The sequence below is a fragment of the Kitasatospora papulosa genome (assembly GCF_000717245.1).
Taxonomy (GTDB): domain Bacteria; phylum Actinomycetota; class Actinomycetes; order Streptomycetales; family Streptomycetaceae; genus Streptomyces; species Streptomyces papulosus.
The window spans coordinates 958,377-979,055 of sequence record NZ_JNYQ01000004.1; the positions used below are offsets into that span (position 1 = coordinate 958,377).

17 protein-coding genes are annotated in these 20,679 nt (G+C 72.8%); 7 read left to right on the forward strand and 10 right to left on the reverse strand.

All coding sequences use genetic code 11. The annotated features are described in order from the left end of the window. Window positions 1-29 precede the first annotated feature (29 nt). Together mptB and IA22_RS0115645 are read right to left on the reverse strand one after the other, a co-directional pair. Window positions 30-1,535: a polyprenol phosphomannose-dependent alpha 1,6 mannosyltransferase MptB gene (gene mptB / locus IA22_RS0115640; RefSeq protein WP_030123935.1), complete on the reverse strand. Its 1,506-nt coding sequence runs from the start codon at window positions 1,533-1,535 to the stop codon at window positions 30-32. A gap of 67 nt (window positions 1,536-1,602) precedes the next feature. Further along, window positions 1,603-2,886, reverse strand: a complete 1,284-nt coding sequence (locus IA22_RS0115645) for a geranylgeranyl reductase family protein (RefSeq protein WP_014154692.1) — start codon at window positions 2,884-2,886, stop codon at window positions 1,603-1,605. A gap of 97 nt (window positions 2,887-2,983) precedes the next feature. Here IA22_RS0115645 and IA22_RS0115650 point away from each other — a divergent pair, with 97 nt between their 5' ends. Further along, window positions 2,984-3,502 (forward strand): GNAT family N-acetyltransferase, encoded by a 519-nt coding sequence (locus IA22_RS0115650; protein ID WP_015578314.1) that lies wholly within the window; start codon window positions 2,984-2,986, stop codon window positions 3,500-3,502. A 6-nt stretch (window positions 3,503-3,508) separates the two neighbouring features. Here IA22_RS0115650 and IA22_RS0115655 read toward each other — a convergent pair whose 3' ends face one another. Further along, complete coding sequence (locus IA22_RS0115655; RefSeq protein ID WP_015578313.1) at window positions 3,509-4,201, reverse strand: demethylmenaquinone methyltransferase; 693 nt, start codon at window positions 4,199-4,201, stop codon at window positions 3,509-3,511. A 337-nt stretch (window positions 4,202-4,538) separates the two neighbouring features. Between IA22_RS0115655 and IA22_RS0115660 the strand changes: the two genes are divergently transcribed. Further along, window positions 4,539-5,513, forward strand: a complete 975-nt coding sequence (locus tag IA22_RS0115660; RefSeq protein WP_030123936.1) for a DUF3152 domain-containing protein — start codon at window positions 4,539-4,541, stop codon at window positions 5,511-5,513. A 20-nt stretch (window positions 5,514-5,533) separates the two neighbouring features. On the opposite strand, the gene IA22_RS0115665 is transcribed toward IA22_RS0115660, so the two are convergent. The 4 genes from IA22_RS0115665 to IA22_RS0115680 form a co-directional block, all read right to left on the reverse strand. Beyond that, window positions 5,534-6,178, reverse strand: a complete 645-nt coding sequence (locus IA22_RS0115665; protein WP_030123937.1) for an imidazolonepropionase-like domain-containing protein — start codon at window positions 6,176-6,178, stop codon at window positions 5,534-5,536. Window positions 6,179-6,185: 7 nt separating this feature from the next. Then, entirely contained in the window at window positions 6,186-7,385 is a 1,200-nt protein-coding gene (gene mqnC, locus IA22_RS0115670) for a cyclic dehypoxanthinyl futalosine synthase (RefSeq protein ID WP_014154697.1), read from the reverse strand. 72 nt (window positions 7,386-7,457) lie between these two features. Beyond that, window positions 7,458-9,143 carry a serine/threonine-protein kinase gene (locus IA22_RS0115675; RefSeq protein WP_015578309.1) on the reverse strand — a complete coding sequence of 562 codons (1,686 nt, stop codon included), beginning with the start codon at window positions 9,141-9,143 and terminating at the stop codon, window positions 7,458-7,460. 461 nt (window positions 9,144-9,604) lie between these two features. Then, window positions 9,605-10,483: a menaquinone biosynthetic enzyme MqnA/MqnD family protein gene (locus IA22_RS0115680; protein ID WP_014154699.1), complete on the reverse strand. Its 879-nt coding sequence runs from the start codon at window positions 10,481-10,483 to the stop codon at window positions 9,605-9,607. Window positions 10,484-10,768: 285 nt separating this feature from the next. Between IA22_RS0115680 and IA22_RS0115685 the strand changes: the two genes are divergently transcribed. The 4 genes from IA22_RS0115685 to IA22_RS0115700 all read left to right on the forward strand — a co-directional run bounded on the left by IA22_RS0115685 (window position 10,769) and on the right by IA22_RS0115700 (window position 15,503). After that, window positions 10,769-10,972: a cold-shock protein gene (locus tag IA22_RS0115685; protein WP_003967102.1), complete on the forward strand. Its 204-nt coding sequence runs from the start codon at window positions 10,769-10,771 to the stop codon at window positions 10,970-10,972. Between the two features lie 210 nt (window positions 10,973-11,182). Beyond that, window positions 11,183-12,007, forward strand: a complete 825-nt coding sequence (locus tag IA22_RS0115690; RefSeq protein WP_014154700.1) for a MerR family transcriptional regulator — start codon at window positions 11,183-11,185, stop codon at window positions 12,005-12,007. Window positions 12,008-12,185: 178 nt separating this feature from the next. Continuing rightward, entirely contained in the window at window positions 12,186-15,134 is a 2,949-nt protein-coding gene (gene afsR / locus IA22_RS0115695; protein ID WP_030123938.1) for an SARP-family global regulator AfsR, read from the forward strand. Between the two features lie 204 nt (window positions 15,135-15,338). After that, window positions 15,339-15,503, forward strand: a complete 165-nt coding sequence (locus tag IA22_RS0115700; protein ID WP_030123939.1) for a hypothetical protein — start codon at window positions 15,339-15,341, stop codon at window positions 15,501-15,503. A gap of 129 nt (window positions 15,504-15,632) precedes the next feature. Here the strand turns inward: IA22_RS0115700 and IA22_RS0115705 are convergent, their stop codons facing one another. Next, window positions 15,633-16,163, reverse strand: coding sequence for a hypothetical protein (locus tag IA22_RS0115705; protein WP_014154703.1), 531 nt, complete (start codon window positions 16,161-16,163; stop codon window positions 15,633-15,635). Between the two features lie 213 nt (window positions 16,164-16,376). Between IA22_RS0115705 and IA22_RS0115710 the strand changes: the two genes are divergently transcribed. Next, window positions 16,377-17,066 carry a hypothetical protein gene (locus IA22_RS0115710; RefSeq protein ID WP_030123940.1) on the forward strand — a complete coding sequence of 230 codons (690 nt, stop codon included), beginning with the start codon at window positions 16,377-16,379 and terminating at the stop codon, window positions 17,064-17,066. A 3-nt stretch (window positions 17,067-17,069) separates the two neighbouring features. Here the strand turns inward: IA22_RS0115710 and afsK are convergent, their stop codons facing one another. Together afsK and IA22_RS0115720 are read right to left on the reverse strand one after the other, a co-directional pair. Continuing rightward, a complete protein-coding gene (afsK, locus tag IA22_RS0115715; protein WP_015578302.1) occupies window positions 17,070-19,448 on the reverse strand; it encodes a protein serine/threonine kinase AfsK in 2,379 nt (792 codons plus the stop codon). A gap of 204 nt (window positions 19,449-19,652) precedes the next feature. Beyond that, window positions 19,653-20,447 (reverse strand): VOC family protein, encoded by a 795-nt coding sequence (locus IA22_RS0115720; RefSeq protein ID WP_030123941.1) that lies wholly within the window; start codon window positions 20,445-20,447, stop codon window positions 19,653-19,655. Between the last annotated feature and the right edge of the window lie 232 nt (window positions 20,448-20,679).

Sequence of the window (20,679 nt, forward strand, 5' to 3'; positions counted from 1 at the left end):
GTCACTCCACCGTTCGGAGTGACGGCCCGTCATCGTGCGCCGGAGGCATCCGGCTCCGAGGCGGTCCTCGCGGGGGCTTCCGGGGCGGTCTCCACCGGACGGCGCTGTCCCGGCACCTGTCCTCGTCCGGCGTCGGCCCGGTCCCCGCGCAGGAGCAGCACGCCCGCCACGCACACCAGGGCCGCCAGCACGAAGCCGTACGGCGGGGTGGAGCCCGAGGGCTGCGTCTCGTAGACGAGCGCCGCCGAGAGCACGGTCACCGCTCCCAGGGCCCTGCCCCCGCTCGCGGTGGCGGCCAGCACCGCCGTCGCCCACAGCAGGTACCAGGGCTGCACCATCGGCGAGAGCGCGACCAGGGCCAGCAGTGCGAGCCCCAGGGCACGCACGGGTTCCGTCCGTCCGGTCGCCGCGTGAAGGGCGAGGCGTGCGATCAGCACCAGCGCGATCAGCAGGCCCAGGTTCTGCACGGCGGACTTGACCGGATCCGGGTCGGTCCCGGCCAGCAGTCGCAGGAGTTCACCCAGGCCCAGGCCCAGGTCGCTGCTGAGGGACAGCGCGGTGTGGATGCGCCCGGCGACGCTCTGGGTCCCGATCCAGCCGAAGCCGGTGCCGCCGAGGAACGTCACGCCGACGACGACGGCCGCCGCGACCAGCCCGGGCGCCAGCAGGCCCTTCACGATCCGGCGCGGGACCGGCCCGGTCGCCGCCCGGCCCACCACGACGCCGACGAACAGCAGGGCCACCGCGGCGGGCGACTTCACCATCATGGCGAGCCCGATGAGCGCCGACCCGGCGATCCACCTCCCGCGCAGGGCGAGCAGCACGCCGGCCAGCATGAGACCGGTCATCAGCCCGTCGTTGTGGACGCCTCCGACGACGTGGATGAGCAGCAGCGGGTTCAGCGCCCCGAGCCACAGCGCGGCGCTCTCGCTGCGTCCGTGCTCCCGGGCGAGGCCGCGCAGGGCCCACACGAGGAGCACGAGCGCGCAGAGGGCGATCAGGCGGATGCCCAGCACGGCGGGCACGAGGGTGCCGCCGGTCGTCCACGCGACGCCGCGTGCGAGGAGGAGGAAGAACGGGCCGTAGGGGGCCGGGGTGTCGGTCCAGTGCCCGCCGACGCTGGCCGCGGCGTCGCCGCCCGGACCGCCGGGGTCGAGGACGGACGGGCCCACGCTGTAGACGTCGTGCCCTTCGAGGACCATCGCGCCCTGCGCGATGTAGCTGTAGACGTCGGCGGAGTACAGCGGGGGTGTGAGGACCAGCGGCGCCGTCCACCATCCGAGGGTGACGAGGGTGTCGCGTACGGAGGCTCCTGCCCTGCCGTACAGCCACCAGGCGACGACGAGCACCGTGAGGCCGCCGTAGGCCAGTGCGTAGCCCGCCGCTCTCACCGCGGGACCGTGGTCCACCCACAGGCCCCACGGGTCGTGGGCCGGAAGCGTGCCGACGGCCCAGCCGCCCAGCGCGATCGCCGCCGACCCGGCAGCGCCGAGCCGTCGCAAGCCGCCGGTGGTCCATGTCGCTGTTGCCCCCATGGACCGAACCTATCGCAGGGCGGACCGCCGGGGTCCGGGGCCCGGGGCAACCCCCGGGCCCGTCCGCTCAGGCCTTCGGGGCGACCTTCGAGAGGCCGTTGATGATGCGGTCCATGGCGTCGCCGCCCGTCGGGTCGGTGAGGTTGGCGAGCATCTTCAGCGTGAACTTCATCAGGACCGGGTGGGTCAGGCCGCGCTGGGTGGCGATCTTCATGACCTTCGGGTTCCCGATCATCTTCACGAACGCGCGGCCCAGCGTGTAGTACCCGCCGTAGGTGTCCTTGAGGATCTTCGGGTAGTGCTGCAGGGCCAGTTCCCGCTGGGCGGGGGTGGCGCGGGCGTGCGCCTGGACGATGACGTCCGCGGCGATCTGGCCCGACTCCATGGCGTAGGCGATGCCTTCGCCGTTGAACGGGTTGACGAGCCCGCCCGCGTCACCGACGAGCAGCAGGCCCTTGGTGTAATGCGGCTGCCGGTTGAACGCCATCGGGAGCGCGGCCCCGCGGATCGGCGTCGTCATGTTCTCCGGGGTGTAGCCCCAGTCCTCCGGCATCGAGGCGCACCAGGCCTTGAGGACCTCGCGCCAGTCGAGCTCCTTGAAGGCGGAGGAGGAGTTCAGGATGCCGAGGCCGACGTTGGACGTGCCGTCGCCCATGCCGAAGATCCAGCCGTAGCCCGGCAGCAGACGGTCCTCGGCGCCACGGCGGTCCCACAGCTCCAGCCAGGACTCCAGGTAGTCGTCGTCGTGCCGGGGCGAGGTGAAGTACGTGCGGACCGCGACGCCCATCGGGCGGTCCTCCCGGCGGTGCAGGCCCATGTTGAGGGACAGCCGGGTGGAGTTGCCGTCGGCGGCGACGACGAGCGGGGCGTGGAAGGTGACCGGCGTCTTCTCCTCGCCGAGCTTGGCGTGGACACCGGTGATGCGGCCGGTGCGCTCGTCCTTGACCGGTTCCCCGACGTTGCAGCGCTCGTACAGCCGCGCGCCCGCCTTCTGCGCGTTCCGGGCCAGCTGCTCGTCGAAGTCGTCGCGCTTGCGGACCAGACCGTAGTCCGGGTACGAGGCGAGATCCGGCCAGTCCAGCTGGAGGCGGACACCGCCGCCGATGATGCGCAGGCCCTTGTTGCGCAGCCAGCCGGCCTCTTCGGAGATGTCGATGCCCATGGAGACGAGCTGCTTGGTGGCGCGCGGGGTGAGACCGTCGCCGCAGACCTTCTCACGCGGGAAGGCCGTCTTCTCCAGGAGGAGGACGTCGAGTCCGGCCTTCGCGAGGTAGTACGCGGTCGTGGAGCCGGCTGGGCCCGCTCCGACGACGATCACGTCCGCGCTGTGTTCGGAGAGGGGCTCGGTCACGGTCGGATCTCCCGAAGACTCGAATTCGCGTGCCGCGCGGCACATGTCGCGTGCAGTCTATGGGTGCCTGCTGATCAACCTCCCGAAGGGCTCCCCGATGACGCACGTGCCTGGTTCGACCCCGTCCGTACATCTGCGCGTCCCCACCGACGAGGACGCCCTTGCCTGGTACCGGGTGTTCGACGATCCGGAGGTGATGGAGTTCCTCGGCAGCCGCCGGGCGGAGTACTCGGTGTACGAGGAGTTGACCGCCCGCCAGCGCCGCCACGACGCCGAGCTCGGCCACTGTCTGTGGACGGTGCTGGACGAGACCGGCCAGGTCCTCGGGTTCACGGGCGCACAGCCCTGGCCGCACACGTCGTTCGGGCCGGTGGGCGAGGTCGAGATCGGCTGGCGCCTGGGCCGGGCCTCCTGGGGCCGGGGCTACGCCACCGCCGCCGCGCGCGTCACGCTGGAGCGGATGAGGGCGCTCGGGGTGCGCGAGGTCGTGGCGATGATCAACGCACGGAACGCCCGCTCGATGGCGGTGGCGGTACGTCTCGGCATGCGACAGGCCGAGACGTACACGAGTCCCGTGTCGAAGCAGGAGGCGTACTGCTTCCGGCTGGAGCTCTGAGCCCGGTCAGGCGCGCACACCCCGGTGGAGTGCCACCACTCCGCCGGTGAGGTCGCGCCAGGCCACGTCCGACCAGCCGGCCTTCTGCAGCAGCGTCGCCAGGCCGGCCTGGTCGGGCCAGGCGCGGATCGACTCGGCGAGGTAGACGTAGGCGTCCGGGTTGGACGACACCGCCCGTGCCACCGGCGGCAGCGCCCGCATCAGGTACTCCGTGTAGACGGTCCGGAAGGGCGCCCACGTGGGCTGGGAGAACTCGCAGATCACGACCCGGCCGCCGCGCCTGGTGACCCGGTACAGCTCGCTGAGAGCCGCGCCGGTGTCCTGGATGTTGCGGAGCCCGAAGGAGATGGTGACCGTGTCGAAGGTCTCGTCCTTGAAGGGCAGCTTCGTGCCGTCACCCGCGGTGAACGGCATCCACGGGTGGCGTTCCTTGCCGACCCTGAGCATGCCGATCGAGAAGTCGCAGGGCACCACGTAGGCACCGGCGCGGGCGAACGGCTGCGAGGAGGTGGCCGTACCGGCCGCGAGGTCGAGGATCTTCTGCGCCGGGCGCGCGTCGACGGCCCGGGCGACCTCCTTGCGCCACAGCCGCGCCTGGCCGAGCGACAGCACGTCGTTGGTGAGGTCGTAGTTCGCCGCCACGTCGTCGAACATCGAGGCGACTTCGTGCGGCTGCTTGTCCAGGGATGCTCGGGTCACCCTCCCATTCAAGCAGCCCGGCCCGCGGTGCCTCGCGGCGGCGTGGAACGGCTTCGGCGTTTTCCGTGCGGACGGGGGCCGTCGCACGGCGGGACCGGCACCGGGGGCACACGTCCGCACGGTCGTCCGTGATTTCGGGAACAGCACCGCCTTGATCATCGTCTGACCGGGCGAGGGAAAGGGGTTTCCGCGCCCGTGCCCCCGGCGACTCCCGTACGACGGACGGGGGCGCGGGCTGCCGGGCGCGGACGGGAAGCACACGGGCACCGGCTGCCCGAGAAGCAGGTCAGCGTGCGGGGCGGACGATCCTTCCGTCCCGGGCGGCCACACCGAGACCATGGACATTCACCACCGCATGCACAGTGACGAGAACCATCGAAGACGGAACGCGGGCGCGGCCGGAGGCGGCCGGGGGGCCGGGGCGTCGGCGCCGGGAAGGCGGCCTCCGGGCGCCCGGGGACGGGCCGCGGGCCGCCGGTCGCGCCTGCGGCGACGGCGTGCGGGCCTCACCGGGGCGGTCCTCGCGGCCGCCGTCGTGGCGGCGTTCCTCCACGTCTTCCCGCCGTGGCAGGACGCCGACGCGGCCGCCGACACCGCCGCTGCCGGACCGGAGCGGTCCGGGGCAGCCTCGTCCCCGGCCCCCGTCCCGCCCTCGAAGCCCGCTCCGGCGAGCCCGGAGGCCGAGGGGGCGGCCGGGAGATCACCGGACACCGAAGAGGCCCCGGCCGAGGAGGAGCCCGTGGACGCCGGTTCCGTGCCCCTCTCGGGTCCCGGCACCTTCACGGTGGCGCGCGAGGGCGTCAGGCCGGGCGGCGGCAGCCGCTACCGCGTCGAGGTGGAGGACGGCATCGGCGTGGACCCGGACCGCGCCGCCGAGGACGTCGCGCGGATACTCTCCGACCCCCGGGGCTGGAGCGAGGGAGGAAGCCGCGCCTTCCGCCAGGTGGACGACGGGTCGGCGGGGCTGGTGATCCGGATAGGGACTCCGAGGACCACCGACCGGCTCTGCGGGCGGTACGGCCTCGACACCAGGGGCGAGGTGAACTGCCGCGGCGGGAAGAACGTCATGGTCAATCTCGCCCGGTGGCAGTTGGGTTCACCGACGTTCGACGGGACCGCCTCCGAGTACCGGGCCCTCATCATCAACCACGAGGTGGGGCACTGGCTGGGCCACGGACACGAGACCTGCCCCGGCTCCGGCAGCCCCGCCCCCGCCATGATGCAGCAGATCAAGGGGCTGAAGGGCTGCGTGTCCAACGCCTGGCCCTACGACGGGAAGGGCCGTTACCTGGGCGGCCCGTCCGTGCCGTAGAGCTGCTCCGGGCGCCCCGGTCACCGCCGCCGGTACACCAGCCGTCCGCCGAGGACGGTCGCCACGCAGGTGGTGGCGCCCGCCGCGCACAGCGCCGCTTCGTCCGGTACGTCGAAGACCGCGAGGTCGGCGCGGGCGCCGACCGTGAGCGGGCCGTGCGCGGATCCCGCGAGGTCGCGGCCCCGGCGGAAGGGGTCCAGGTCCGGCTCGTCGGCCGGGGCCCCGGCCGGCGGGACGACCGCCAGGCCCGCGCGGCCCACGGCCGTGCGTACGGCGGGGTCGGCGAACCCGCCCGCGACGTGGGTGGTGCCGTGGCGCAGCATGCGCTGGAGCCCTCGGCGTACGCTGCCGGCTCTGCGGGGCTCGTCCATCCGCGCGGCCAGCCGCTCGAAGTCCGTCCCGGTCAGGGGCTCTTCGCCGAGCTCGTCGGCCTCGCGCGGGTCGGGGTGGTAGCAGCGGGTCAGCAGGGGGACGGCGTCCCACTGGCGCAGTCCGGGGGTGAGGACGCCCGGCCACCGGCGGATCCGGGCGGCGGGGTGGGCGGCCGTCACCACGTCGTACGGCCCGACGGCCACGATCCGGTCGCCGTCCACCGCGACCGCGCCGCCGTCCACGCCCGCCGCGCCGACCGGCAGGACCAGCGGAGCGGCGTGAACGGTCAGCACGAGCCGCTCAGTTGGCGTCGAGGAGCTTGAGCTCCGGGTGTGCCGTGCCGCCGTCGATCGCGGTGGAGGAGATGTGCGAGACGACCCGCTCGTCGACCGGGTCGTTCGCCGGGTCGTCGTGGACGACGAGGTGCTCGTAGGTCGTGGCCCGCTGGGCCGGGACGCGTCCCGCCTTGCGGATCAGGTCGATGATCTCGAGCCGGTTCGAGCGGTGCCGGGCGCCGGCCGAGGAGACGACGTTCTCCTCCAGCATGATCGAGCCCAGGTCGTCCGCGCCGTAGTGCAGGGACAGCTGGCCGACCTCCTTGCCGGTGGTCAGCCAGGAGCCCTGGATGTGGGCGACGTTGTCGAGGAAGAGCCGGGCGATGGCGATCATCCGCAGGTACTCGAAGAGCGTGGCCTGCGTCTGCCCCTTCAGCTTGTTGTTCTCCGGCTGGTAGGTGTACGGGATGAAGGCGCGGAAGCCGCCCGTACGGTCCTGGACGTCACGGATCATGCGCAGGTGCTCGATGCGCTCGGCGTTGGTCTCGCCGGTGCCCATCAGCATGGTGGAGGTCGACTCGACGCCGAGACCGTGGGCGATCTCCATGATCTCCAGCCAGCGCTCGCCGGATTCCTTGAGCGGGGCGATCGCCGTGCGCGGCCGCTCGGGCAGCAGCTCGGCGCCCGCGCCGGCGAAGGAGTCGAGACCGGCGGCGTGGATCCGCTCGATGGCCTCCTTCGCGGAGACGCCCGAGATGCGGGCCATGTGCTCGATCTCGGAGGCGCCCAGCGAGTGGATGACCAACTGCGGGAACGCCTTCTTGATCGCGGAGAAGTGCTCCTCGTAGTACTCCACGCCGTAGTCCGGGTGGTGGCCGCCCTGGAACATGATCTGCGTGCCGCCCAGCTCGACGGTCTCCGCGCAGCGGCGCAGGATGTCGTCGAGGTCCCGGGACCAGCCCTTGGCGGTGTCCTTGGGCGGCGCGTAGAACGCGCAGAACTTGCAGGCCGTGACACAGACGTTGGTGTAGTTGATGTTGCGCTCGATGATGTACGTCGCGATGTGCTCCGTACCGGCGTAACGGCGGCGGCGCACGGCGTCGGCCGCGGCGCCCAGCGCGTGCAGCGGAGCCGACCTGTACAGGTCGAGCGCCTCCTCCGGGGAGATCCGCCCGCCTTCGGCGGCGCGGTCGAGGACGGGCTGAAGGTCGGCCTTCTCGGTCACCGGGCTGTCACCTTTCGGCGGTTCTTCTGCTGTTCCACGGACCGATCCAGCCTACGCCAGCCCTTGCCGAGGTCAGCCGTCGGACCGGGTCAGCGTCCCCTTCGGGGTGCCCGCGGCCTCCTCGTGGGACTCGTAGCGCAGGGTGTCCTCGGAGGTGAGGGTGAAGTCCAGGTCGGCGTCACCACCGGTGCACATCGCCCCCGTGCGGGCGTCCGGGTCGGCGCGCTCCCGGATCTTCAGCTCGGTTGCCGTGCCGGAGACGAGGGTCCCGACGCCCTTGCAGACGACCGTCGTCCCGAGCGCGTCGAAGCGGTAGGAGAGCCTGACCACCTCCTCGCCCTTCTTCCCTTCGACGAACACGGCGGTGACCGTGCCGTGGGGCGCGCCGCTGCGTTCGGTGGCGGAGCCCTTCCAGGTGCCCGCGAAGGTCTTGGGCACCGCGCTCACGGCGGCCGCCCCCGAGGAGGTGCCCGACGGGGTCGGCTCCCCGGAGTCCGCGGGGTCCCGCGATCCGGTGGCCGACGGGGGCCCCGCGGCGTCGCTGCCGCGGTCGTCGTCCCCGCCGCCGCCCGTGAACAGGTCCCCCAGCGTGGCGACGCCGACGGTCGCCACCGCGAGCGCCCCGGCCACGGCCAGCGCGACGGTGCAGCTGATGCGTCGGCCGGGCCGCGTACCGGTCCGCGGCCCGGCGTCCATGGTGACGGCGACACGGGCCCCGCCCGTGCCGTGCTCCCCCGCGGTGTCCGCGGTGGCCGGCGGTCCGGCCGGCGGGGGCGGCAGCGGCGGACCGAAGGTCCCGGGCGCCGCGCTCCCCAGCGAGGCGTTGCTGAACGGCACGGGCCCGGACTGCACCGGCGCCTCCTGCGGCTCCAGGTCCAGCAGGGCCACCGCCGACCGGCTGACCTCGCGGACCAGCGGGCCCGGCAGCCATCCCGGCGCCACCAGTGCCGCCGCGCCGCTCGGCGCGAGCGTGCGGGCGAGCTCGGCGGGGGCGGGCCGGTCCGCGGGGTCCTTGGCGAGGCACCCGGCGACCAGCTCACGCAGTTCGCCCTCCAGGTCCCCGAGTTCGGGCTCCTCGTGCACCACCTTGTAGAGGAGTACGGCGGACGAGTCACCGGGGAAGGGCGCGGTGCCGGTGGCCGCGTAGGCGAGGACGGCCCCGAGGGAGAAGACGTCGGCCGCGCCGGAGATGTCCAGGCCGCGGATCTGCTCCGGCGCCATGTAGCCGGGCGACCCGACGGAGACACCGGTGGAGGTGAGGGAGACGGTGGCGCCCAGCGCCCGGGCGATGCCGAAGTCGATCAGCCGGGGGCCGTCCAGGGCGAGCAGGACGTTGGAGGGTTTCACGTCACGGTGGATGAGGCCGTGCGCGTGCACGGCGTCGAGTGCCTCGCCGAGCCCTGCCCCCAGGGTCCGTACCGCGTACTCGGGCAGTGGCCCGTAGCGGGTCACGGCGTCGGAGAGCGGGGGCCCGGCGACGTATCCGGTCGCCACCCAGGGCACGGCGGCTTCGGGGTCGGCGTCCAGGACCGGGGCCGTCCACCGCGCCCCGAGGCGTCGGGCGGCGTCCACCTCGCGCCGGAACCTCGCGCGGAACTGCTCGTCCAGGGCGAAGTGGGGGTGCACGACCTTGACCGCGACGGTGCGTCCGCCCGTGCTGCGGCCCAGGTAGACCCGGCCCATACCGCCGGCGCCGAGTCTGCCGAGCAGCCGGTAGGCGCCGATGGTGTGCGGTTCGCCGGCTTCCAGCGGCTGCATACGGTCTCCCCCTGTGGGCCCCGGGACTCGGACGGCAGCCTAGGCCGCCCGGGTCGCACGGTCACGGAGACCCCTTCTGCCGATATCGCCCCTATGGGCACGAAGCAGGGATTTCGCCACATGGAAAGGCGCGAATACGCCGTTCGTCCATCCCGTTCGGGTTCACGGGAGAGAAACCGGAAGGCGTTCCGGGGGACATCCGCTATTCGCCCGGCTGTCCGTCGAGAGGCGTACAGGGATGCACCGAGAGGGGCTCGGAGAGGGGTCCCGTGACAGAACTCCGACATTCGTCCCCTTTCCAGGGAACGGAATGCCGGAGTCACGCGTCAGGGGTAAAGCGAGGCGCGGAGAAGCAGAGCCCGGGATGGTGCAGGATTCATCTTTCTTCCCGCGTCCATTCCCGTCCCCTTGCTCCCGGGCACCGGGGCACGGGAGCACGGCGCCCGGGCCACCGCCGGCGGTCAGCCGCCGAGCAGTTCCACCTTCACGTCGGCCGGGAACCCGGTCGTGGGCCCGGTCCGCCGGGCGAACTCACGCACGCCCGCCAGCTGGTCGGGGCCGAAGCGGAAGTCCAGCGTGGTGAAGTAGCGCTCCAGCACCTCGGCGTCGAAGGACTCCCAGCGCGCCGCCTGCTCGGCCACCTTGGTGACCTCCTCCAGCGAGAGGTCGCGGGAGGCCAGGAACGCCTCGTGGACCTTCTGCACGTAGTCGGGGTGCGAGGCCAGATAGTCCTTGCGCGCCGCCCAGACGGCGAAGACGAACGGCAGCCCCGTCCACTCCTTCCACATCTCACCCAGGTCGTGGACCTGCAGCCCGAGCCGGGGCGCGTCGTGCAGGTTCGCCCGCAGCGCGGCGTCCCCGATGAGGACGGCGGCGTCGGCCTCCTGCATCATCAGGCCGAGATCCGGCGGGCAGGTGTAGTAGTCGGGTGCCACGCCGAACCGCTCGGCGAGCAGCAGCTGGGCCAGCCGCACGGAGGTGCGTGACGTCGAGCCGAGGGCCACCCGGGCCCCGTCCAGCTGCTCCAGGGGAAGCTGGGACACGATCACGCACGACATGACGGGGCCGTCGCAGCCGACGGCGATGTCGGGGAGGGCGACCAGGTCGTCGGCGTTGCGCAGGTACTCGACCAGGGTGACGGGACCGATGTCGAGGTCACCCCTGACCAGCTGCTCGCTGAGTCTTTCCGGGGTGTCCTTCGAGAGCTCCAGATCGAGCAGGGTCCCGGTCCGTGCCAGGCCCCAGTAGAGGGGGAGGCAGTTCAGGAACTGGATGTGGCCGACGCGCGGCCTGCTGCGACGGTCGTCGCCTTCTACGGGAGAGACGGTTGAATTGTCCACATCGCGAGGCTAGACCTGTCCCTCCCGGCCGACATCATCGGGGCGTCCGACTGCCCCGCGAGGGCCTTGTCCGTCAGCTCTCCCGCGGTCCAATCAAACATCCGGGTGAAGTGATCTTTCCCTCTACCGCTCCCCGCAGACTGCGTGCTAGGCTCGCCCGCAAGTTGCAGTTTGGTTTCCCTTGCAGTACAGAGCCTGCGGAGCATGTAACCCGCAGGCTTTTGTAGTTTTCAGACTTGTTTGCAGGTTCTGGAGCAGGGCAACCCTTTGGCCCAAGGAGGGCTTATGGCTACCGGAACCGTCAAGTGGTTCAACGCTGAAAAGGGCTTCGGCTTCATCGCCCAGGACGGCGGCGGCCCGGATGTCTTCGTCCACTACTCCGCGATCAACGCGTCCGGGTTCCGCTCCCTCGAGGAGAACCAGGTCGTGAACTTCGACGTCACTCAGGGACCCAAGGGTCCGCAGGCTGAGAACGTCACCCCGGCCTAGTTGCCCGGGTCGGCCGATCGCGGCCGAGTGAGCAGTACCCAAGGAGCCCCGCTCCCCCGTTTCGGCGGAGGAGCGGGGCTCCTGCCCTTCCCGGACCCGGGACACCGCCCGCGAGAGGACCGGACACCGGGCGCGGGACATCGGGCGCGGAACTCGGCACGACGGGTGCTTGACCTTCACATCGTGTGAGGCCGTGCAGTGGGAGCCATCATGTTCACCATCGGAGAGTTCGCCCGGCACGGACGGGTCTCGGCCCGCATGCTGCGCCACTACGACGCCATCGGTCTGCTGCGCCCGGACCGCATCGACCCCGCCACCGGCTACCGCTACTACGGTGCCGCCCAGCTCGCCCGCCTCAACCGCGTCATCGCGCTCAAGGACCTCGGCTTCACGCTCCAGCAGGTGCGGGCCGTCGTCGACGACCAGGTGGACGCGGACGAGCTGCGCGGAATGCTGCGGCTGCGCCGGGCGGAGTTGGAGGCGGCGATGACGGCGGCGGCGGCCCGGCTGACCCAGGTCGAGGCGAGGCTCCGGTCCATCGAGAGCGAGGGACACATGCCCGAGAACGACGTCCAGATCAAGCGGGTCCCGGCGGTGCGGGTCGCAGAGGTGACCGCCACGGCCCCCGGGTACCAGCCCCAGGACATCTCCCCGGTCGTCGGACCGCTGTACGAGAAGCTTTTCCCGCTGCTCGCCACGGCGGGGGTCCGCCCCACCGGTCCCGGCATCGCCCGGTACGAGGACGGTCCGGACGGCGACGGATCGGTCGTCGTCCACGCCGGCGTGACCGTCGACGCCCCGGCCGGGCCGCTCGGCGACACGGGCGTCACCGTCGTCGAACTGCCCGCCTTCGAGGCGGCGACCATCGTGCACCGGGGCTCCATGGACCACGTACTGGCGACCGAGCAGATCCTGGCGCGCTGGATCGAGGACCACGGGCGGCGCCCGGCCGGATACTCCCGGGAGGTCTCCCTGGAGTGCCCGGAGGACCGCGAGATGTGGGTCACCGAACTCCAGCTGCCTCTCGTCGGCTGACGACGCGTCACCCTCCGTACGGGCCCTCGCTCCTCGTTCTTGTCGAGGGCCTGTGCAGAGGGTCACCCGATACTGACGAGCCCGCCCATGACAAGGCAGACTGTTGACCGCGATACCAACGGTATGACGCAGAGCGGGATCAGCAGGACCGGCGGGGCGAGCAGGACAGGGGGGCATCATGGACCGCGACAACGGACCCGGCGTGCGCGTTCCGGAGCAACGGGCGCATGGGGAACGAGCGGCCGGCGCCGAACTGCGCTTCACCGTGCTCGGCCCGGTACGCGTCTGGCGCGGCAGTGAGGCCCTCCCCTCGGGCTCCCCCCAGCAACGCGCCCTGCTGGCCGCACTCCTGTCGCGTAACGGACGCACGGCCACCGCCGCCGAACTCATCGACGCCCTCTGGGGCGACGATCCGCCCTCCCAGGCCCTCGCGACGGTCCGCACGTACGCGTCCAGGCTCCGCAAGACCCTGGGGCAGGACATCCTGGTCAGCGAGGCGGGCGGCTACGCCGTCCGGATCCCGCGCGAGGCGCTGGACCTGACGCTGGCCCAGGACCTGGCGGTCGAGGCGGAGAAGGCGCGCGGCAGCGGGGACCGCGGCCAGGCCCGCGCGCTGATCAACAAGCTGCTCGGCCTCTGGGACGGCGAGGCCCTCGCCTCACTCCCCGGCCCGTACGCCGAGAACCAGCGCGCCAGCCTGGAGGAGTGGCGCCTCCAGCTCACCGAGACCCGACTCGACCTCGACCTGGAGCTCGGCTGCCACGCGGAGGCGGTTTCCGAGCTGACCGCGCTCACCGCCGCGCAGCCGCTGCGCGAGCGCCTGCGCGAACTGCTGATGGTCGCCCTCTACCGCAGCGGCCGGCAGGCGGAGGCACTCGCGGTGTACGCCGACACGCGCCGGCTGCTCGCCGAGGAACTGGGCGTCGACCCCCGCCCCGAACTGTCCCAGCTCCAGCAGCGGATCCTGCGGGCGGACGAGGAGCTGGCCCGCCCGTCCGACGAACCGGCCCCGGCCGCCGTCCCGGTCCGCCCGGCCCAGCTCCCCGCCACCGTCCCGGACTTCACGGGCCGCGCCACGTTCGTACGCGAGCTGGGCGACCGGCTGGTGACTCCCGAGGGGGCCGTCATGGCGGTCTCCGCGCTGGCCGGCATCGGCGGCGTCGGCAAGACGACCCTCGCGGTCCACATCGCCCACCGGGCACGCCCCCACTTCCCGGACGGCCAGCTGTACGTGGACCTCCAGGGGGCGGGCGCCACGGCCGCCGAACCCGAGACCGTCCTCGGCTCGTTCCTGCGCGCGCTGGGCACCGCGGACTCCGCGATCCCGGACTCCCTGGACGAGCGGGCCGCGCTCTACCGTTCCACCCTCGACGGGCGCCGCATCCTCGTCCTGCTCGACAACGCCCACGACGCGGCCCAGATCCGGCCCCTGCTGCCCGGCACGGAGGGCTGCGCGGCCCTGGTCACCAGCCGGGTCCGCATGGTCGACCTGGCCGGCGCACACCTCGTGGACCTGGACGTGATGTCCCCCGAGGAGGCCCTGCAGCTCTTCACCCGCATCGTCGGCGACGAACGCGTCCGCTCGGAGCGCGAGGCGGCCCTGGACGTGGTGGCCGCGTGCGGCTTCCTCCCGCTGGCCATCCGCATCGCCGCGTCCCGGCTGGCCGCCCGCCGGACCTGGACGGTGTCGGTGCTGGCCGCGAAACTCGCCGACGAACGCCGCCGCCTGGACGAACTCCAGGCGGGCGACCTCGCGGTGAAGGCCACGTTCGAGCTCGGCTACGGCCAGCTGGAACCGGCCCAGGCCCGTGCCTTCCGCCTCCTGGGCCTGGCGGACGGCCCGGACATCTCCCTCGCGGCGGCCGCCGCGCTCCTGAACCTGGACCCCCGCACGGCGGAGGACCTCCTGGAGTCGCTGGTCGACACCAGCCTCCTGGAGTCGGCCGCCCCGGGCCGCTACCGCTACCACGACCTGGTGCGCCTCTACGCGCGTGCGTGCGCCGAACGGGACGAACAGCCCCCGGTGGAGCGGGAGCTGGCGCTCTCCCGGCTGCTGGACTTCTACCTGGCCACGGCGGCGGGGGTGTACGCGCTGGAGCGGCCCGGGGACCGGCTGGTCGCCCACCTGGAGCCGACGCGGCATCCGGGGCTCACGTTCGAGGACCGCCATTCCGCCCTGGACTGGCTGTTCTCCGAGGCGAACTGCCTCCTGGCCTGCGCACAGCAGTCGACGGGACAGAACATGCTCCGCCGGGCGGTGGACCTCCTGTGGGCGGCGAAGGACCTGGCGGAGTCGGGAGCGAACTCGAAGCAGTACGAGTCGGCGGCGCTGACGACGCGCGACGCCGCCCGGGCCTACGGCGACGCCCGTGCCGAGGGCCGCGCCCGGACCACCATCACCAACGTCCACATCGTGGCGGGCCGCTTCGACGAGGCCGAGGCCGAGCGGGCCATGCAGCTCGCGCGGTCGGCCGACGACCCGGTGCCCAACTGCTGGGCCCCCAACGACCGGGGGGTGATCGCCATCTACCAGGGGCGGCACGAGGAGGGCGAACAGCACCTCCTGCAGGCCATCGAGAACTTCCGGGCGGACAGCAACTTCGTCGGCCAGGCGAGCGCACTGTGCAACCTCTCCAGGATCCACGTGTCCCTCGGACGCGTCTCCAGCGCGATAGAGCTCGCGCAGCAGGGCATCGACATCTACGACCGGATGGGGCTCAGCCTCCGTCTTGCCAACGGGCGGTACGCCCTGGGCATCGCACTGACCCGGGCGGGCCGGCTGCCCGAGGCCCTGAACCAGCTCACCGAAGCACTGGCGCTGTTCCACGACAACCGGCAGCCGCTGTGGGAGGGCGTGACGCACTTCCGGCTGGCGGAGGCCCACCTCGCCGCGCACCGCCCCACGCTGGCGGCCGCCCACGCGGAACAGGCCATCGCGCTCCGGGGTATCGGCGGCGAGTGGCGGCGCGGCACGGTGCTGACCGTGCTCGGCAAGGCCCTCGACAGCATCGGCCAGCCCGACCGTGCCCGGGCCTGCTGGCACGAAGCCCTGGCCATCTACGAACAGTTGGGCGCGCCCGAGGCGGAGGAGACACGTCTCCTGCTGATGCCGGTGGCCGCGGCCTGAGGTCCTCGGCCACGGCGTTCATCGTTCGTTTATCGGCGCGCGTCATCGTGTGTGCATCGAGCCGTCGCGTCGGGGGGCAGGCGGATCGAGGGTACGGCCGTCCCCGTAGGGTGAACGGCCCTGAGATGCCTGCCCGGCGATCCACGGGGGAATGGCCGGGCGGGCATCCGAACTTCTGCCTGGAACGACGAACGGGAGCTGACGATGAGCGACGCCAAGAAGGCCAAGGACGACCTCCTCAAGCCGCAGGACAACCACGCGTCCGACGCCGACACCGGCACGGACACCGCGACCACGCAGGACAACCACGCGTCGGGGGGCGGCATCACCACCCTGGACAACCACGCGTCGGCTCCGACGCCCAAGTAGACCTGACCCGCACGGGGGAAAGCGGCCGCGGCGGCGCGGAGGGGGAGCCGTCGCGGCCGCACCATGTCCGCGCAGGACGCGCAGGGGCCCGAGCCTTCCGGCTCGGGCCCCTGCGCGTGTGCGCGGCTGTCAGTAGCGCAGCTCCGCCGTGACCAGGCAGCGCTTGACGCGGGAGACCGAGCGCGGGCTGTCCATCCGGACGGCGACGGTCCTGGAATCGCCCCCGTCGACCTCGACCTCGGTCTCGCCCGTGTCGACGGTGAGGCCCTTGGCGTCGACGAATGTCACGTCGATCTCGTACACGTGCGTGCCCGTCGCGGTCGAGGTGATCTCGATCGACGAGGAGGTGTTCGCCTTGCGCTTGCCCTTCTTGGGCTGGGCGCAGCGGACGACACGCAGGCCGGGGGCGTCCGACGCGGTCGGGCTGGGTGTGGCCGACCCGTACGTGGAGCCGCCGGACGAGCTCGACGAGCTGTCGTAGTCGTCGTCGTAGTCGCGGTACCCGTTGTTGCTCTTCTTGGAGCTGGAGCAGCCACCGCCCGAGCCGCCGCTGCTGCGGCTCTTCCCGCTCTTGCCGCCGTGACTGGACGTCGAGAATCCGGTGAGCGCGAGCACCACCACGACCAGGACCGCCGCGAACCTCATCTGTCGCCGCACCATCGATGCAGCCCCCCTAGCTGTTGCCGGTTTCGTCGGCCGTCGCACGGCCGCGCGACACCGTAACGCACAGCATTCCGGCCACTCACCCATGGTGCGGTCATGACCCTGTCACGGTCTTGTCATGGTCTCCGATGGCAGGAGGATCCGGCCGGGCGTAGCGTCGAGCCGGGGAGCGGTGCGCACAGCCGTGCGCCTTGACCCGGGAGGCTGTCGATGATCCGCAACGTCCTCGGTTCCGTCGTCGCGCTCGTGGGAGCGGCAGCCGCCGTGCAGAGCCCCTTCCACAGCTGGTACGCCGACCGCCTCGGGCGGGACTACCGCGTCCAGGACCTGTTCGACGGCGTCAGCGGGGTCTCGTCGTCCGTCATGGGTTCGATCCTGCTGCCGTTCCTGTTCGCCGCGCTGGTGACGGTCGTCGGCGTCGTGCTCCGCTCGCGCTGGGTGGTGGCGCTCGCCGGCCTGGTCGTCCTCGGCTTCACCGTCCTGTGGATGGTGCGGCAGGGGCAGGCCGTGGGGAGCCTGACGGTCGACGGCGACGCCTCGGGGCTCCGCTGGGGCGTGGCCCAGGCCCTGGCGGGCGGCGTGCTGCTCCTGCTGGGGGCGCTGGTCATGTCGGGCCGGCGCGGCATACGGCGGGGGCGTGCCGCCGAACCGTATCCCGTGCCGCCGGACGACCGCCCCGACACCTGGCCGCCGACCCAGGAGCCGGGCCCGGCGGCGTACACCTCCCCCGGGCCGGAGCCCGAGGCGGACCCGTACACGGGCCCCGGGCGGCACCGCGCGGAATACCGGGCGGCCCGGGAGGACGAGGACACCGCGGAGTTCCCGGTCCAGGACGGGAGCACCCACCCCGGCCGGGGCGAGCCGGAGGAGCGGGGCCGGTACCACCCGCCCCACCCCTGAGCGTCAGGTCCGCGCCCTGCCGCCCGTCCCGGTGCCCTTGAGCGCGTCCAGCGCGTACACGCAGCGGTCCTTGCTGCACGCGTACACGACACCCGCCCGCGCCACCGGGGAGCCCGTGATCTCGCCGCCCGTGGCGAGCTTCCAGCGGAGCTGGCCGCCCGCCGCGTCCAGCGTGTAGAGCACGTGGTCCGCCGAACCGAAGTGGACCCGGCCGTCGGCGACCACCGGGGCCCCGACCACGTCACCGCCCGCCGCGAAGCGCCACTTGGGGGTGCCGGTCACCGCGTCCAGGGTGTACAGGGCGCTGCCGCTGCCGACGTGCACGTTGCCCGCCGTGACCAGCACGGGCTCGACGGACTGACGGGCCTCGGTCGCGATCCGCCAGCGGTCCTTGCCGGTCGAGGCGTCCAGGGCGTACACGGTGCCGAGGTAGTCGGCGAGGTACACCCCGCCGCCCGTGACCGCCGGGCCCGGGGCGAAGGCGGGCGGGGACAGGAAGACGGCCGGGGACTCGAAGTGCCAGCGCACCCGGCCCGAGACCATGTCCACGGCCAGCACCCGGGTCCCCGCCGCGACGTACACCGAGCCGTCGGGCGCCGGGGTGACCCGGACCGGCACCCCGCCGCAGGAGGCGGCGTCGCCGACGGGGTACGACCACCGCTCGGTGCCGGTGCGCGCGTCGACCGCCCGGAGCCGGGCGTCCTGCCACAGGAAGACCGTGCCGTCGTGGATGACGGGACCGGCCTCCGCGGTCTCGAAGTCCGTCTGGAGGCCCGTGGCCTCCCACAGCTTCTCGCCGCTCGACGCCTCCCAGGCCTGTACGCCGCCACCCCGTGTGCCGGTCAGGACGGTGCCCCGGTCGGCCTTGAGGGAGTACACCCAGGCGTCCGTCTGCAGGCGCCACCGCTCGGCGCCCGTCGCCGCGTCCAGCGCGTACAGGGACGGGCCGTCCGAGGCGTGGATCCGGCCGCCGTCGACGGTCATCGACCAGGCCACGTCGCGGGTCTTGAACTGACGGCGTCCGTTGCCGACGTCCAGGGCGTGGACCTCGAAGGACGTCACGTACAGCAGGTCACCGACCACGACGGGGGTCCCCCACACGTCGTTCGACATGCGGAAACGCCACGGCCGCCAGCGTTCCGGGGCGGCGGGGGCCGCGTCCGGGGCCGGTGCCGGGGCGGGCACGGGTGCGGCCGGGGCCGCCGGGGTGTGCCCGCCGGGCGGGCGCACCCAGCCGGTCACCGGGTCGGCGTGCGCCGCCGCGGGGCCGCGTACGTCCACGGGGCGCGGCCCGGGTCCGATCGGCACCCTGGCGCCCGCCAGCCGCACGGGACCGCCGTCGGGGGCGGACGTGGACACCGGCACGGGCGCCGGCGCGGTCCGCAGGTCACCGGCACCGCGCCACGCCCCGTCCCGGTCGGCGCCCGGCGGCGGCCGCTGCGGCGGCGGCGGAACGGCCACCGGGGCGGGCGGCACGGTGACGGTGCGGCCCCCACCGCGGCGCTGCTCGATCATCGCGGTCGCGACGGTCGGCAGCCAGGCCGACGCCGTGCCGCTGTCGTCACTGCCGGAGGCGAACAGGTGCGGGGCCAGCTGGGCCTGCAGATCCGCCGGGCTCGGCCGCCGCGTCGGGTCCATCTGCATGCAGGACTCGATGAGCGGGCGGAGGTCGTCGGGCAGCCCCTCCGTGTCGGGACCCTCCCGCAGCAGCATGAACACGGTCTCGACCGGGTTCGCCCCGTGGAAGGGCGCGTGGCCGGTCGCCGCGAAGACGAGGGTCGAACCGAGCGAGAAGATGTCGCTGGCCCCCGTCACGCTGCGCGAGTCGCGCGCCTGTTCCGGCGACATGTACGCGGGCGTGCCCACGGCCACGTTCGTCATGGTCAGCCGGGTGTTGGAGACCCCGGACGCGATCCCGAAGTCGATCACCCGCGGGCCGTCCTCGACCACCAGGACGTTGGACGGCTTCAGGTCGCGGTGGACGAGGCCTGCCCCGTGGATCGACTGCAGGGCCTCCGCGATACCGGCGGCCAGCCAGCGCACGGCCTGCGTCGGCATCGGCCCGCACTCACTCACTATCTCCTCGAGGGAGGGCGCGGGTACGTAGGCGGTGGCCAGCCAGGGCACGGCCGCCCTCGGGTCGGCGTCGACCACGGCAGCGGTGTAGAACCCGCTGACCGCGCGGGCGGCCTCCACCTCACGCGTGAAGCGGACCCGGAACAGCTGGTCCTCGGCCAGTTCCGTACGGACCGTCTTGATCGCCACCCGTCGGCCCGACGCCGACCTCGCCAGATAGACCAGCCCCATGCCGCCGGCCCCGAGCCGTCCCAGCACCTCGAACGGGCCGATCCGCCTCGGGTCATGCTGCGTCAGCTGCTCCACTTGCCTGCCACCTCCCCGTACGGGCCTCAGGAACAGAAGCCCGCGAAATCCCGCCCTGTGCAGCGTCTCACCAGTGGGCACCACATGGCGGTGCACACCCTGATTCTTCCTGTCCCGGGGCCTGGTTGCGAACCCGGGGGCGAGTCGGGGTGTTGTGTGGCACTCCATCCCTTTCAGGACAGCCGCACGACGGCCGCGGAACGGCTACCGCAGCGGTTCGGTCGGCTGGAGCACGGCGAAAGCCGCACCCTGGTCGTCCTGGAGGACCGCCGTCCGTCCGTACGGGATGTCGAGGGCCGGGGCCGTGATCCGGCCACCGAGCCGGACGGCGGTCTCGGCGGACCGGTCGCAGTCGGCGACGGCGAAGTAGTTCAGGAAGTAGCTGGGCAGCATCTCGGGGAAGGCGTCCGTGATGACCGCGCGCCCGCCGACCGCCGTGTCCTCGCCCGGCTCGGTACCCGCGGGTGACCAGACGCGGAAGGGCTCCGGCGCCCCCTCGGGCCCTGGCAGCTCGATGTCGGTCCCCCGGAATCCGAGGACCTGCTCGTAGAACGCGTCCACGCGCTCGGGCCTGCGGGTGTGGACCTCGGTCCAGCAGAAGGATCCCGGGGCGTTGCTCTTCTCGAAACCGGCCCGCCGGCCCGCCTGCCAGAGGCCGAACACCGCGCCGCCGGGGTCGGCCGCCTGGGCGAGGACCCCGGCGTCGCCGGCCCGCACCGGGTCGGTGATCACCTGGCCGCCCGCCTTCCGGACCAGGGCGACGGTGGCGAGGATGTCGTCGGTGGAGAAGTAGACGCCCCAGGTCGTGGGCATGCGGCCGTCCTGCTTGGCGGCGAGCGCGGCGACGAGCTCGCCGTCGCTGTAGGCGTCGGCGAAGGGCATCCCGTCCCCCGCGCGGAACGTCCAGCCGAACAGACCGCCGTAGAAGCGCTTGCCGGCCTCCAGGTCCGAGAGCTGCACATCCACCCAGCACGGCGCGGACTGCGCGAATACGGCCATGACCGGAGTCCTTCCGTCGCTGTGGGGCGTGACGGCGCGGCGGCGGCGCGGCGGCTGTGGATCGCGGTGGACCACCACGAGGGCCGCCGTGACGTCCCTCACACTCAACGTAGCGTCGGGGGTCCCGGAGCGCGCCCCGAGGGGCCGAATAGAACCTTTGCCCGAATCGTGAAGCTTCCGCCCGCCCCGTGGACGGAAGTTGTCCACCAAAGTTATCCACAGGCTGTTGATA

Excerpts from the sequence above, each read along its gene's own strand:
- IA22_RS0115705 (WP_014154703.1), bottom strand. The coding sequence starts at position 16,163 with ATGGTGCGGCGACAGATGAGGTTCGCGGCGGTCCTGGTCGTGGTGGTG.
- IA22_RS0115675 (WP_015578309.1), bottom strand. The coding sequence starts at position 9,143 with ATGCAGCCGCTGGAAGCCGGCGAACCGCACACCATCGGCGCCTACCGG.
- IA22_RS0115690 (WP_014154700.1), top strand. The coding sequence starts at position 11,183 with ATGTTCACCATCGGAGAGTTCGCCCGGCACGGACGGGTCTCGGCCCGC.
- IA22_RS0115685 (WP_003967102.1), top strand. The coding sequence starts at position 10,769 with ATGGCTACCGGAACCGTCAAGTGGTTCAACGCTGAAAAGGGCTTCGGC.
- IA22_RS0115700 (WP_030123939.1), top strand. The coding sequence starts at position 15,339 with ATGAGCGACGCCAAGAAGGCCAAGGACGACCTCCTCAAGCCGCAGGAC.
- afsR (WP_030123938.1), top strand. The coding sequence starts at position 12,186 with ATGGACCGCGACAACGGACCCGGCGTGCGCGTTCCGGAGCAACGGGCG.
- IA22_RS0115720 (WP_030123941.1), bottom strand. The coding sequence starts at position 20,447 with ATGGCCGTATTCGCGCAGTCCGCGCCGTGCTGGGTGGATGTGCAGCTC.
- IA22_RS0115650 (WP_015578314.1), top strand. The coding sequence starts at position 2,984 with ATGACGCACGTGCCTGGTTCGACCCCGTCCGTACATCTGCGCGTCCCC.
- mptB (WP_030123935.1), bottom strand. The coding sequence starts at position 1,535 with ATGGGGGCAACAGCGACATGGACCACCGGCGGCTTGCGACGGCTCGGC.
- IA22_RS0115660 (WP_030123936.1), top strand. The coding sequence starts at position 4,539 with ATGGACATTCACCACCGCATGCACAGTGACGAGAACCATCGAAGACGG.
- IA22_RS0115710 (WP_030123940.1), top strand. The coding sequence starts at position 16,377 with ATGATCCGCAACGTCCTCGGTTCCGTCGTCGCGCTCGTGGGAGCGGCA.